This is a genomic window from Rhodovulum sp. (assembly GCF_011048875.1).
GTDB classification, from domain to species: domain Bacteria; phylum Pseudomonadota; class Alphaproteobacteria; order Rhodobacterales; family Rhodobacteraceae; genus Rhodovulum; species Rhodovulum tesquicola.
On record NZ_DSDD01000251.1, the window covers coordinates 1 to 12733 of the forward strand.

Consider the following 12733-nt stretch of genomic DNA (forward strand, 5'->3'; position numbering starts at 1 on the left):
CACCGCCGACATCGTCTTGTTGAAGGTCAGGAAAAGGAAAATCCCGGTCATCAGGTAGAGCAGGAAGTCGCCCCTGATGGCTGCGCCGCGCAGTCCCAGCAGTTCGAACATCAGGAAGAAGGCGGCAAGGAAGATCACCGTCTGCATGATGTTCATCAAGAGGCCCACGACCGCGTTGCCGTGCCCCTTGCGCACATGGCGCACGCTGCCGTGATAGATCAGCACCAGCAGGCGCAGCCCGCCCATGGTTTTGGTTCGCGGTGTACTGTCCTGAAACATTGGCCCGTCCGTTTGGCCGGGGCGTTCGTCGCCCTTGCCGTTGCCCATGCAGGCAAGCATAAGAGCCTTGCCAATTCATTACAAACCGAGCCGAGGGAGACCCGATTTGGACCATCAGATGCTCGAAGCCGTGATGCGGCGGACCGCGCTTCTTGCCGGGGCGCGGATCATGGAGATCTACGGCTCCGAGGATTTCGAGGTGCGGTCCAAGTCCGATTCCAGCCCCGTGACCGAGGCTGACGAGGCCGCCGATGCGCTGATCTCGGCGGCGCTGGCCGATGCCTTTCCCGGCGTGCTGATCGTCACCGAGGAACAGGCCGCAAGCCATGCCGAGACGGCGCGCGATTTCCTGATCGTCGATCCGCTGGACGGGACCAGGGAATTCATCCAGCGCCGCGGCGATTTCACTGTCAACATCGCCTGGGTCGAGAACGGCGTTCCGGTGCGCGGTGTGGTCTATGCCCCGGCCAGGGGGCGGCTGTTCTACACCCGCGCCGATGGCACTACGGTCGAAGAAACCGGCGCGCTTGACCTTGACGCGCCGGGACCGCTCACGCCCCTTTCGGTTGCAACGCCCGACAATGACGCGCTGATCGTGGTCGCCTCGAAATCCCATCGCGACCAGGCAACCGACGACTACATCGCCCAGTATGCCGTCAAGGACATGACCAGCGCGGGTTCGTCGCTGAAATTCTGCCTTGTGGCCTGTGGCGAGGCCGATCTTTACCCGCGGCTCGGGCGCACGATGGAATGGGACACCGCCGCGGGCCATGCCGTTCTGGCGGGCGCGGGCGGGCAGGTGGTGCGCTTCGACGATCACGCGCCGCTGACCTACGGCAAGCAGGGCTACGCAAATCCCTTCTTCATCGCCTTTGCGCCGGGCGTGGCGCTGCGGCCTGCCTGATGCCGGTTCTCGTCGTCATCCCCGCGCGCTATGCCTCCAGCCGCTATCCCGGCAAGCCGCTTGTCGCGCTCAGGGGCGCCTCGGGCGAAAGCCGCACGCTGATCGAACGCTCCTGGCTGGCGGCGCAGGCGGTTGCGGGTGTCGATCGGGTGGTGGTGGCAACCGATGACGCGCGCATCCGCGACGTGGCCGAAGGTTTCGGCGCCGAGGTGGTGATGACCTCCGAAAGCTGCGCCAACGGCACCGAACGGGTGGCCGAGGCGGTCGCGGCGCTGGGCGGCGGGTTCGAGACCGTGATCAACCTGCAAGGCGATGCGCCGCTGACCCCGCCCTGGCTCGTCGAGGCGCTGGTCGCCGGGCTTGCCGCCGATCCCGAGGCCGAGATCGCGACGCCGGTCCTGCGCTGCGACGGGCGCGCGCTTGCGGCCCTTCTGGCCGATCGCCGCGCGGGCCGGGTAGGCGGCACCACCGCCGTCTTCGGCAAGCGGGGCCATGCGCTCTATTTCTCGAAGGAGGTGATTCCCTTTACCGGCCAGAGCTATGGTGAGGACGATCCGACCCCCGTTTTCCACCATGTCGGCGTCTATGCCTACCGGCCCGCGGCGCTGGCCGCCTATCCGCAATGGCAGCCCGGCCCGCTCGAAGGGCTTGAGGGGCTGGAACAGCTGCGCTTCCTCGAACGCGGGCGCCCGGTGCTGTGCGTCGAGGTCGAGTCGCGCGGCCGCGAGTTCTGGGAACTCAACAACCCCGAGGACGTGCCGCGGATCGAGGCGATGATGGCCCGGATGGGGCTCGACTGATCGCGCTGTCGACCGGCAGGCTCCTTCCCCGCATCGGGGTCGGCGGAATCCGGCCAGGCCCTGTATGGTCCGGGGTGCAAGTCGGCCGACTCGTCCAATTTCCTGACGGATGCGCCCTTTTGTTTCCCCCGGGGAAAGTAGTATGCGTTTGGGACTGGGGTAACCTTTCTGATACCAACTTGATGCAGTAAGGTCGTCATGCAGGGTGTTGCCCGGGCCGGTCTGGAAGAACCGAAAACGAAAGAGCGATTGATCCAATGAAGCGCAAGGTAACCAAGGCCGTCTTTCCCGTCGCTGGACTGGGGACGCGCTTTCTTCCCGCCACGAAGTCGATCCCGAAAGAGATCATGACCCTCGTGGATCGGCCCCTGATCCAGTATGCGATCGACGAGGCCCGTGCCGCCGGGATCAAGGAATTCATCTTCGTCACCTCGCGCGGCAAAGGCGCGCTCGAGGATTATTTCGACCACTCGCCCACCCTCGAGGAGGCGCTGCGCTCGGCCCGCAAGGATGAGTTGCTGGCAATCCTGAACGGCACCGACATGGAAAGCGGGGCGATCGCCTATATCCGGCAGCACAAGCCCATGGGGCTTGGCCATGCCGTCTGGTGTGCCCGTCGCCTGATCGCGAATGAACCCTTCGCCGTGATCCTGCCCGATGACGTGATCGCCGCCGAAACCCCCTGCCTGCAGCAGATGGTCGAAGCCTATGAGGAGACAGGCGCAAACATGGTCGCCACCATGGAGGTTCCGCGCGAGAAGACCAAGGCCTATGGCATCCTCGACGTGGACCGCGACCTTGGCGACAGGGTGCTGGTCAAGGGTATGGTCGAGAAGCCCAAGGTCGAGGAGACGCCCTCCAACCTCGCCGTGATCGGCCGCTATATCCTGACGCCGCGCGTGTTGCACAATCTCGACCAGAACCTTCGCCACAACCGGCTGGGTGCCTGTGAAGAGTTGCAACTGACCGATGCCATCGCCGCCGAGATCGACGGCCAGGGCGTCTATGGCTATCGCTTCAAGGGTCAGCGATTCGACTGTGGCTCGAAGGCGGGCTTCCTGCAGGCGACGGTGTCCTTCGCCATGGCGCGGCCCGAACTTCGGGACGAGTTCATGGACTATATCCTGGATCTGGTCGCGATGCGCGAGGCGGCGCAATAGCCGCGCGGGGTCCGTGCGACTTGCCGAGGTTCCGTTGGTTCTTGCAGGGGGCGAGGCGCCCACCGCCCCGCTCTCTGACCCGCGCGGTCTGTGGACCGCCTACCGGATGCGATGGACCCGACGCCGCCTGTTGTTCCGTGCGCTGCGCAAGCGTGGACAACTGGCCGCCGTCACGGACCGGACCCGGGCGATCCGCCGAAACGACATTCTCTGCTTTGCGACTGTCCGCAACGAGGCCGAGCGCCTGCCTTTCTTCCTTGACCACCACCGGAGGCTGGGGGTCGCGCATTTCCTGATCGTGGACAACGCCAGCGAGGATGGCACATGCGCGTTGCTGGCCGCCCAGCCCGACGTTTCACTCTGGCGGAGCGGGCACAGCTACCGGCTGTCAAGATTCGGGATGGACTGGCTGACCTGGCTGATGATCCGGTACGGTCATGGCCATTGGTGCCTGACGCTGGATGCCGACGAATTGCTGGTCTATCCGCACCATGACAGTCGTCCCCTGCACGAGCTGACCGCCTGGCTCGATGCCGCGCGTCGTCCCTCCTTCGGGGCGGTCATGCTGGACCTTTACCCCAAGGGGCCGCTGGGCGACCGGACCTACCGCGCCGGACAGGATCCGCTCGACGTGATCGACTGGTTCGACGCGGGCAACATCGTCACCAAGTACCAGCCCCCGCTGAAGAACCTGCTGGTCCGCGGCGGCGTCAGGCGGCGGGTGTTCTTCAGCACCGAACCCGAACGGTCGCCGACCCTGTCAAAGACCCCTCTCATCCGCTGGAACCGGCGCTACGCCTATGTCAGCTCCACCCATTCGGCGTTGCCGACCCATCTGAACCGCGTGCGCGGACGCGCGGCAGGCGATGCGCCTTCGGGCGTGCTGCTTCACACCAAGTTCCTGCCCTCCATCATCGAGAAATCCCGCGAGGAAAAACGCCGCCGCGAGCATTTCGCCAACAGCGCGCTCTACGAGGACTATTACGATGCGCTGATCGGCAATCCCGACCTGTGGTCCCCCGACTCGATCCGTTACGAGGGCTGGCGCCAGCTCGAGTCGTTGGGAATCCTGTCGCGCGGCGGTTGGGATTGACCGTGGCCATCCGATTTAACCGCCGGTTAGCCGCTTTCCGCTAGCCCATGGACAGACCCTTTGGGTTGGACACCGGCAGGAGGCGGATTGGGCGCGTTGTCCTCATATCGCATGCGACTTGAGCGCAAGTTGTGGAAGCTGCGCGCGCGCCGCAGGCGCTTGCAGCTCTCGTCCGTTGCCGACCGCACGGCCCGGATCGGACCGTCCGACGCGCTGGCGTTTGTTGTCTTGCGCAACGAGGCCGTGCGCCTACCCTATTTCCTTGACTATTACCGACGCCATGGCATCGGGCATTTCCTGATCGTCGATAACGGCTCTGACGATGGCTCGCGCGAATTCCTGGCCGACCAGCCCGACATATCGCTCTGGTCGACGCGGGCGAGCTATCGCAAGGCCCATTTCGGAATCGACTGGCTGAACTGGCTGCTGATGCGCTACGGGCACGGCCACTGGACGCTGAGTGTCGATGTCGACGAGTTCTTCGTCTACCCGTTCTGCGACACGCGCTCGATCCCGGCGCTCTGCGACTGGCTCGACACCGCGGGGATCCGGTCCTTCGGGGCGATGCTGGTCGACATGTATCCCAAGGGTCCGATCGACGCGGTGCCCTACCGCCAAGGGCAGAACCCGTTCGAGATCGCATGCTGGTTCGACAGTGGCAATTACATGATCCACCGGAACGGCAAGTATCGCAACCTCTGGATCCAGGGCGGTCCGCGGGCGCGTGTATTCTTTCCGGACCGGCCCGAGCGGGCGCCTGCGCTGAACAAGATTCCCCTGGTCCGCTGGCAGCGCGGCTTCGTCTATATCAGCTCGACCCATATGCTGCTGCCCCGCGGTCTGAACGTCGTCTATGACGAGTGGGGCGGCGAGAAGGCCAGCGGGTGCCTGCTGCATGCCAAGTTCCTCGACTGTTTCGTCGACAAGGCCGCCGAGGAACTGACCCGCCGCCAGCATTACGCGGGCGGGCACGAATACCGGGCCTATCACGCCACGCTCAGGGACAATCCCGACCTGTGGTGCAAGTGGTCCGAGAAATACATGGGCTGGCGCCAGCTCGAGATTCTGGGGCTGATGTCCAAGGGGAACTGGGCATGAGCGTCGGGTTTGTCATGCTGGTCCATACCGCGCTGGACCGCGCCGCCGCCGTGGCCCGCCACTGGGCCGAACGGGACTGCCCCGTGGTGATCCATGTCGACCGGCGTGTGCCGCGCGCAGAGTCGCGCGCCTTTACCGTCGCGCTCGCCGGCCTGGCCAATGTGCGGTTCTGCCGCCGCCACCGCTGCGAATGGGGCACCTGGTCGATTGTCGAGGCCACGCTTTCCGGCGCAAGGACAGCCTTGGACGAGTTTCCCGAACTCGGCCACATTTTCCTGGTCTCGGGCTCCTGCCTGCCGCTTCGCCCGGTCGAGGAGTTGCGCGCCTACCTCGCCGAGCGTCCGCGCACCGATTTCATCGAATCGGTCACCGCCGACGAGGTGGACTGGATCGTCGGCGGGCTGGGGCGCGAGCGGTTCACCCTGCGCTTCCCCTTCGCCTGGAAGCGGCAGCGCCGTCTTTTCGACTGGTCCGTGTGGCTGCAACGCCGGGTCGGCTTTCGCCGCAAGATTCCTGCGGGAATCGAGCCGCATCTTGGCTCGCAATGGTGGTGCCTGACCCGGCAGACCCTGACCGCGATCCTGACCGATCCTGCGCGGCACAGCCACATGCGATATTTCCGGCGGGTGTGGATCCCGGACGAGAGCTATTTCCAGACGCTGGTGCGAAAGCATGGCGTCCGGATCGAAAGCCGCTCGCTGACGCTGTCGAAATTCGACTTCCAGGGCAAGCCGCACATCTTCTACGACGATCACCTTGAATTGTTGCGGCGGTCGGACTGTTTCGTGGCGCGCAAGGCCTGGCCGCGGGCGGACCGGCTTTACGACACGTTTCTGGGGGCGGGGGCGGTCGGGACGAACCGGGCCGAACCCAATCCGGCGCGCATAGACCGGCTGTTTTCCAAGGCGGTCGAGCGGCGGACGCGCGGCCGTGCGGGGCTCTACATGCAGAGCCGTTTTCCCCGCGAGGGATGGGAGAATGGCCAGACTTCGGCAGCCTATTCGGTTTTCGAGGGGTTCTCCGAACTGTTCGAGGATTTCGAATCCTGGCTCGGCCGGATGGTCGGGGCGCGGGTGCATGGCCATCTGTTCCACCCCGACAGAGCCGAATTCGCGGATGGCGAGGCGGTCTTCAATGGCGGGCTGTCCGACAGCGCGTCGCTGCGCGACCATGCACCAAGGGCCTTCCTGACCAACCTCGTCTGGAACACCCGCGGCGAGCGGCAGTGCTTTCAGTTCGGCCCGGGCGACCGGCAGGAGATCGGCTGGGTCCTCGCGCGCGATCCGAATGCGCAGATCTCGGTGATCACCGGGGCCTGGGCGGTGCCGTTGTTCCACTCGCGCCAAAGCTTCGTGGACCTGCGCAAGCGTGCGGCACAACTCCAGCGGACCGAGGCGCGGCATCTCGAAATCCTTCGCTCGCCGCATACGCGCGCACGCGTGCGGATCTGGACGATGGCGGATTTCGTGCTGAACCCGATGGAACCCTTGCAGATCCTGATCGACGAGATCGCTCCCCGCGCCCAGCGCCATCTGACCGAGGCGCCGCGGCTTGCCGATCTGGCGGGGTTCGGTCAGTTCCTCCAGACCCTCAATAACCAGGGGATGAAGCCCTGTCTGATGGGAGATTTCCCCGCGGATGACGGGGCGCCGCCCGTCGCCGCCCGGCCGCGCCGGCCCTATCTGGTGCAGTGAGATGTGCGCCGCCGCCCCCTTCGAGTGTTTCGTGCTGCTCGCTGAAATGCGCACCGGCTCGAATTTCCTCGAGGACAATCTGAACGCGGTGCCCGGGTTGGCCTGCCATGGCGAGGCGTTCAACCCCCATTTCGTCGGCCACAAGGGTCAGCACACGCTGTTCGGTATCGATCAAGCCGCACGCGACCGCGACCCGGGCCTTCTGCTCGACGCGATGCGGCGGGACAGTCCGGGGCTTGCGGGATTCCGGTTCTTTCACGACCATGACCCGCGGGTTCTGGCGCGCGTTCTGGACGACCGGCGCTGCGCCAAGATCGTGCTGACCCGCAACCCGGCCGAAAGCTATGTCTCGCGCAAGATCGCAGCCCGGACGGATCAGTGGCGGTTGACCGACATGAAACACGCCCGCCGCGCCCGGATACGGTTCGACGCGGACGAGTTCGCCGATCATCTCGACCGGCTGCAGGGGTTCCAGTTGCGCCTGATGCGGACGCTGCAGACCAGCGGGCAGACGGCCTTTTACCTCGGCTACGAGGATATCGGCGATATCGCAGTGCTCAACGGCCTGCTGCGCTTTCTGGGCGTCGAGGCGCGGCTGGACGCGGTGTCCGACAGGCTGAAGAAGCAAAACCCCGAGCCCTTGTCCGAGAAGGTGGAGAACTTCGCCGAGATGGAGGCCGCGCTGGGGCCGCTCGATCGGTTCGACCTGTCGCGGACCCCCTGTTTCGAGCCTCGCCGGGGGCCGGCCGTTCCCTTCCATGTCGCCGCCCCCGAAAGCCCGCTGCTGTTCCTGCCGGTTCGTGGCGGTCCGGTGGCGCGGGTCGAGGCGTGGCTTGCCGCGCTCGACGGTGCGGGTCCCGATGCGCTGCGGCGCGGCTTCACGCACAAGACGCTGCGCCAGTGGCTGCGCAAGACGCCCGGCCACCGGGTCTTTACCGTTGTCACCCATCCTCTGGCCCGCGCGCATGCGGCCTTTGTTGCCCATATCCTGCCAACCGGACGGGGCAGTTTTCCGGTGATCCGCGCCGCGCTGCGCCGCAGCTACGGCGTGCCGTTGCCCGAGGGCGGGCCCGGGCCGGACTATGACGCGGCGGCGCACCGGGCTGCATTCCTGGGCTTCTTGCGGTTTCTCAAGGGCAACCTCGCGGGCCAGACCGGGCTGCGGGTCGATGCCAGCTGGGCCTCGCAAACCCGCGTGATCGAGGGTTTCGGCGAAGTCGTCCTGCCCGACATGGTGCTGCGCGCCGAACGGCTGGAGGCAGAGCTTGCCATGCTGGCCGAACAGCTGGGCATGGTAGCGCCCGGCTTGCCCCCGGCGGAAATGGAAGATGCCCCCATTCCGCTGGCGGCAATCTGCGACGACGAGATCGAGGCCGCCGCGCGCGCGGCCTATGCGCGCGACTATGCCTGCCTCGGCTACGGGGCCTGGGGTCGCTAGCTCAGGCCGCCTGCGAGGCCTGCGCCTCGGTCAGCACCGCGTGCAGCGTCGCGGGGTCGGTATTGGCGCGCAGCTTGCCGCAGACCGTCGTGTCGCGCAGCGTCCGCGAGACGAGGGCGAGGGCCTTGAGATGGTCGACGCCCGAATCCAGCGGCGCGAACAATGCGAAGATCAGGTCGACCGGAAGCCGGTCGACCGACCCGAAATCGATCGGTTTCTCCAGCCGGATGAAGGCGCCCTGGACCTTGTCCAGACCAGAAAGCCGGGCATGGGGCAAGGCGACGCCATGCCCGACCCCGGTCGGGCCGAGGCTTTCGCGCTCCTGCAGCGCGTCGACGACCTCGGTCGCCGACAGGCCGTAGACAGCATGCGCCACCTCGCCCAGTTCCTGGAACAGGCGCTTCTTGCTCGACATCGTGCCGAGAACCCGAACGGCTTCGGGTTTCAGGAGGCTGGAAAGCTGCATGTGCCTCTCGCTTCTGTCCTGCCGCGCCCGGCGCGGATTGCGTCAGGCGGCCTGCGGCTCAAGGGTCGATCCAGCCGACATTCCCGTCTTCGCGGGTATGCACGACGTTGATCTTGCCGGTCTTCTCGTTGCGGAAAACCAGCACCTCACTGCCCGATAGCTCCATCTGCATCACCGCTTCGCCGACCGAGATCGAGGGGATCTGCGTCTCCATCTCGGCGATGATCATCGGCTGGAGCGTCTCGGGCTCGGCCTCTTCATCATGCTCGCTTGCCGCGAGGATATAGGACGATGCCTGTATCAGTTCGACCGGCTCGGTGCGGTCGCGGTGGTGATCCTTCAGCCGGCGCTTGTAGCGGCGCAGCTGCTTTTCCATCTTGTTGCAGCAGCTGTCAAAGGCCGCATAGATCTCGGTGGCGTGCGCCTTGGCCTGGGCCGTCAACCCGGTAGACAGATGCACGGTCGCCTCGCAGACATATTCATGCGCATTGCGCGAGAACACGACATTCGCATCGGTCGGCCGTTCGGCGTATTTCTTCACCGCCGCGTTCAGCTCGTCCTTGACGTGGGTCTGCAGCGCCTCGCCGATGTCGATCTGTTTGCCGCTGATCTGATACCGCATCTTGCCTCCTGAAGTTTCCTGCCTGTGCAGGATCGCCCCCCGTTAAAGCGCGTGCGTTGCGGGGTCAACGGGGTTCAAGGACGGTTTCATCCTCATCCCCCCTTTAGCCTCCTGCGTTCGAAGGATGGCGGAATGGTTAGGCAGCTCCTGTATTTGGCGACAGTTCGCCGGGCGATGTCAACGCCCTCCTGCCGTAGCAACTCCGCGATCTCGGCATCCGAGAGAATGGCATCGACGGTCTCCGCCTCGATCAGCCTGCGGATCCGGCGCTGGGCGGCATAGGCAGTGACGCCGCGCGCACCTGTCGCGGGCAACGCGGGCGATACGAACAGAGACAGCGGATGGACCGTCCCGCGAAAGGCCAGTGCCTTGTCGGCCAGTGCCCGGCCCACCGTCGAAGGATGCAGGCCCAGTGCGCCGGCCATCTCGGCGCGGGTCATGGGCAGAAGGTGCTCGGGGCCCTCGGCGAAAAAGCGGTGCTGGCGGGTCAGGATCAGGTGCGCCACCGCTTCGAGCGTACGTTCGCGAAAGCGCAGCGCCTGGATCAGCGTCTGGGCGGCATCGCGCATCCGTCCGGCGGCGGAGCCAAGCCCATCTGCCAGGACCGTATCGAACTGGGCATGCGGCAGGGCCAGGCGGTCGAGCACCGCGCAGAACTGGCCGTCCGGTCCTTGCTCGACCAGTATTTCCGGCACGGGCGGCAGCGGTTCGTCCCCGATCCCGTCGCCGGGCCGCGGCGTGAGGCCGGGCAGCGCATCGGCCATTTCCAGCAATTTCTGCGCATCGATATCGGTGAGAGCGGCCAGTTCGGCCAGCCGCCGCTCGGCCAGCAGGTCGAGCCGGGCGCAGGCGGCGCGCGCCTCGGCCTCGGGAAAACCGCGCTCGCGCAATTGCAGCGCAAGGCATTCCTCCAGATTGCGCGCGCCCACGCCCGCCGGATCGCAGGCCTGCAGGGCGGCAATCGCTTTGGTCACCTGATCGGGCGCGATCCCCATCGCCTCGACATTTGCCTGCGCTTCGGGGTCGAGATAGCCGTGATCATCGATATCCCCGGTCAGGAATCGCGCGATGGCCGAGACGGCGGACTCCAGGGGCATCAGCGCGATCTGGCGCCGCAATCGCTCGCCCAGCGGGTCGGGGGCGGCAAGAGTATCGGTCCCGTGCCAGCCCGGGTTCCCCTCGGGGGCGTCCTCTGCAAGCCGGATCAGCGGGTTCTCGGCGGCGGCCCGGCGCAACTCGTCGGCCAGATCGGTGGCGGGCATCCGCAAGAGCGACAGGCCGGTGCGCAACGCCGGGGTAAGGCGTAGTCCGATCGACTGGCGAGGGGCGAGCGAGGGGCGAAGATTCATCGGGCCGCCGTCACGATATGCGGAAGCTCTGGCCCAGATAGACGCGCCGCACGTTCTCGTCGCGGACAACCTCCTGGGTGGTGCCGCTCATCAGCACGCGGCCGTCATGCAGGATATAGGCGCGGTCGACAATCTCCAGCGTCTCGCGTACGTTGTGGTCGGTGATCAGGACTCCGATCCCGCGCGTCCTGAGATCGGCCACCAGCGCGCGTATCTCGCCCACCGCAATCGGATCGACGCCTGCGAAAGGTTCGTCCAGCAGCAGGTATTTCGGGTTCGCGGCCAGGCAGCGCGCGATCTCGACCCGCCGCCGCTCGCCGCCCGACAGCGACAAGGCGGCGGCCCGGCGCAGATGCTCGATCGAGAATTCCGACAGCAATTCCTCAAGCCGTTCGCGCCGCTTGTGGCGGTCGCTCTCGACCAGTTCGAGGATCGCGAGGATGTTGTCCTCGACGCTGAGCCCGCGAAAGATCGAGACCTCTTGCGGCAGATAGCCGATCCCCATCCGCGCGCGGCGATACATCGGCAGGCCGGTGACGTCGCGCCCGTCGATGGTGACCCGCCCACCCTCGGGCATCACCAGCCCCGCGATGGCGTAAAAGCAGGTGGTCTTGCCCGATCCGTTGGGCCCCAGCAGCGCCACCACCTCGCCGCGGTCGAGCGTCAGGCTGACATCGCGGATCACCGGGCGACGGCGGTAGTTCTTGCGCAGATCCGACACGCGCAGGCCGGGCGTTCCATCGGCGAGCGTCAGTTCGGCGCGGTCTGCGGTCATCGCGTGCCGCCCGGTTGCAGAACGGTGCGCACCCGGCCTTCCATCGTGCCGGTGCCGCTGTCGAGATGGACCACCAGCCGTTCGCCCGAAATCGCGCTCTGGCCCTGGGTCAGCAGCACGCTGCCGGTCATCACGATGGTGCCATCGTCGATCGAGTAGACCGCCTTGTCGGCCTCGGCGGCCTCGGCGCCAAGCGCCAGCACGACCTGGCCGCTGGCCTCCATCCGCGCGATGCGGCCCGACTCCTCGGCCCCGGCGGCATAGACCACCAGCACCTCCCGGGCCGAGAGGCGCATGTCGCCCTGGCCGACCAGCACGCCACCGGTAAAGATCGCGGTACCGTCGGCCTGGTCGACCGTCAGTCGGTCTGCCGTGACCTCGACGGGCAGGGTCTGGTCATGGGCGAGCGCGCCGAATGCGATCTCGGCGCCCTGCGACAGGGACGCCGACGCGCAACAGGCAAGGGCCAGCGCGGCCAGAACGACGCGAAACGACAAGATCAGGACCTTTCCCCTAGCGATCGGGTTCGTATACCAGCTTGACGCCATCCTTGAAAACCAGAACGTACCGGTTATCGTTACCGGGATCGGTGCTCAGCCGCATCGCGCCCGCCTCGATCCGGCCCGGCGGGCCGTCGGCCGCAACCGGTCCCTCACCTACCACATCTGTCCGTTCCAGCATCGACGTCAGGCTTGCAGCCCGCACCCGGTAGCCGGTCGAGGTGTCGATCAGCGCCTCGCCCTCCAGCACTGCAAGCCCCGCGGCAGTATCGACAACTCCGCGCCGCGCGGCGATGTCGGCATGGCTGCCGTCCGGCATGTCGAGACGCGCGCGCACCGCCTCGGCCATGGCGCGTCCGGAAGCGTCGGTATCGGGGCGGGCGGTCTCGGCCCGGAACAGGATGGCTGTGCCGTCCTGCGTCACGCCCGCATAGTTCGGTGCACCGATCCGCTGCTCGCGGATCAGTTCGTCAACCGCGACGCGGGAATAGGGCAGATCATCCCCGGACGGCGTGTCCCGCGAGATCAGGAACAGCGTCGACAGGATCCCCAGCG

13 protein-coding genes and 1 pseudogene are annotated in these 12733 nt (G+C 66.4%); 7 read left to right on the forward strand and 7 right to left on the reverse strand.

Annotated elements, in window-relative coordinates:
• Positions 1-327: pseudogene (locus ENN83_RS08850) on the reverse strand (ABC transporter permease); the annotation flags it as partial.
• A 70-nt stretch (positions 328-397) separates the two neighbouring features.
• On the opposite strand from ENN83_RS08850, the gene cysQ reads away from it, so the two are divergent.
• The 7 genes from cysQ to ENN83_RS08885 all read left to right on the forward strand — a co-directional run bounded on the left by cysQ (position 398) and on the right by ENN83_RS08885 (position 8466).
• The gene (gene cysQ, locus ENN83_RS08855) at positions 398-1183 is read left to right on the forward strand and encodes a 3'(2'),5'-bisphosphate nucleotidase CysQ (RefSeq protein WP_414707644.1); all 786 of its coding nucleotides are present in this window, start codon (positions 398-400) and stop codon (positions 1181-1183) included.
• Positions 1183-1983: a 3-deoxy-manno-octulosonate cytidylyltransferase gene (locus ENN83_RS08860; protein ID WP_287186055.1), complete on the forward strand. Its 801-nt coding sequence runs from the start codon at positions 1183-1185 to the stop codon at positions 1981-1983. The genes cysQ and ENN83_RS08860 overlap by 1 nt, the downstream gene beginning before the upstream one ends.
• Before the next feature lie 257 nt (positions 1984-2240).
• Positions 2241-3143, forward strand: coding sequence for a UTP--glucose-1-phosphate uridylyltransferase (locus ENN83_RS08865; protein WP_287186056.1), 903 nt, complete (start codon positions 2241-2243; stop codon positions 3141-3143).
• A 106-nt stretch (positions 3144-3249) separates the two neighbouring features.
• On the forward strand, positions 3250-4236 hold the full coding sequence (locus ENN83_RS08870; protein ID WP_287186058.1) for a glycosyltransferase family 2 protein: 987 nt from the start codon (positions 3250-3252) through the stop codon (positions 4234-4236).
• A gap of 111 nt (positions 4237-4347) precedes the next feature.
• Positions 4348-5334: a glycosyltransferase family 2 protein gene (locus ENN83_RS08875; protein WP_287186059.1), complete on the forward strand. Its 987-nt coding sequence runs from the start codon at positions 4348-4350 to the stop codon at positions 5332-5334.
• Entirely contained in the window at positions 5331-7028 is a 1698-nt protein-coding gene (locus tag ENN83_RS08880; RefSeq protein WP_287186060.1) for a beta-1,6-N-acetylglucosaminyltransferase, read from the forward strand. Before ENN83_RS08875 ends, ENN83_RS08880 begins: the two co-directional genes overlap by 4 nt.
• Positions 7029-7059: 31 nt before the next feature.
• Positions 7060-8466: a nodulation protein NodH gene (locus ENN83_RS08885; protein WP_349760106.1), complete on the forward strand. Its 1407-nt coding sequence runs from the start codon at positions 7060-7062 to the stop codon at positions 8464-8466.
• A gap of 1 nt (position 8467) precedes the next feature.
• Here ENN83_RS08885 and ENN83_RS08890 read toward each other — a convergent pair whose 3' ends face one another.
• The 6 genes from ENN83_RS08890 to ENN83_RS08915 form a co-directional block, all read right to left on the reverse strand.
• Positions 8468-8932 carry a PTS sugar transporter subunit IIA gene (locus ENN83_RS08890; RefSeq protein WP_287186064.1) on the reverse strand — a complete coding sequence of 155 codons (465 nt, stop codon included), beginning with the start codon at positions 8930-8932 and terminating at the stop codon, positions 8468-8470.
• Positions 8933-8990: 58 nt separating this feature from the next.
• Positions 8991-9554, reverse strand: coding sequence for a ribosome hibernation-promoting factor, HPF/YfiA family (gene hpf, locus ENN83_RS08895; protein ID WP_287186065.1), 564 nt, complete (start codon positions 9552-9554; stop codon positions 8991-8993).
• 92 nt (positions 9555-9646) lie between these two features.
• Positions 9647-10903 carry an RNA polymerase factor sigma-54 gene (locus tag ENN83_RS08900; protein WP_287186067.1) on the reverse strand — a complete coding sequence of 419 codons (1257 nt, stop codon included), beginning with the start codon at positions 10901-10903 and terminating at the stop codon, positions 9647-9649.
• Between the two features lie 10 nt (positions 10904-10913).
• On the reverse strand, positions 10914-11678 hold the full coding sequence (gene lptB / locus ENN83_RS08905; RefSeq protein WP_287186068.1) for an LPS export ABC transporter ATP-binding protein: 765 nt from the start codon (positions 11676-11678) through the stop codon (positions 10914-10916).
• Entirely contained in the window at positions 11675-12175 is a 501-nt protein-coding gene (locus ENN83_RS08910) for an LptA/OstA family protein (RefSeq protein WP_287186069.1), read from the reverse strand. The genes lptB and ENN83_RS08910 overlap by 4 nt, the downstream gene beginning before the upstream one ends.
• A gap of 16 nt (positions 12176-12191) precedes the next feature.
• On the reverse strand, positions 12192-12733 hold a 542-nt coding region (locus ENN83_RS08915), incomplete at its 5' end, for a hypothetical protein (RefSeq protein ID WP_287186071.1).

Coding starts and splice junctions, on each gene's coding strand:
- cysQ (WP_414707644.1), top strand. CDS start 398: ATGCTCGAAGCCGTGATGCGGCGGACCGCGCTTCTTGCCGGGGCGCGG.
- ENN83_RS08860 (WP_287186055.1), top strand. CDS start 1,183: ATGCCGGTTCTCGTCGTCATCCCCGCGCGCTATGCCTCCAGCCGCTAT.
- ENN83_RS08865 (WP_287186056.1), top strand. CDS start 2,241: ATGAAGCGCAAGGTAACCAAGGCCGTCTTTCCCGTCGCTGGACTGGGG.
- ENN83_RS08870 (WP_287186058.1), top strand. CDS start 3,250: ATGCGATGGACCCGACGCCGCCTGTTGTTCCGTGCGCTGCGCAAGCGT.
- ENN83_RS08875 (WP_287186059.1), top strand. CDS start 4,348: ATGCGACTTGAGCGCAAGTTGTGGAAGCTGCGCGCGCGCCGCAGGCGC.
- ENN83_RS08880 (WP_287186060.1), top strand. CDS start 5,331: ATGAGCGTCGGGTTTGTCATGCTGGTCCATACCGCGCTGGACCGCGCC.
- ENN83_RS08890 (WP_287186064.1), bottom strand. CDS start 8,932: ATGCAGCTTTCCAGCCTCCTGAAACCCGAAGCCGTTCGGGTTCTCGGC.
- hpf (WP_287186065.1), bottom strand. CDS start 9,554: ATGCGGTATCAGATCAGCGGCAAACAGATCGACATCGGCGAGGCGCTG.
- ENN83_RS08900 (WP_287186067.1), bottom strand. CDS start 10,903: ATGAATCTTCGCCCCTCGCTCGCCCCTCGCCAGTCGATCGGACTACGC.
- lptB (WP_287186068.1), bottom strand. CDS start 11,678: ATGACCGCAGACCGCGCCGAACTGACGCTCGCCGATGGAACGCCCGGC.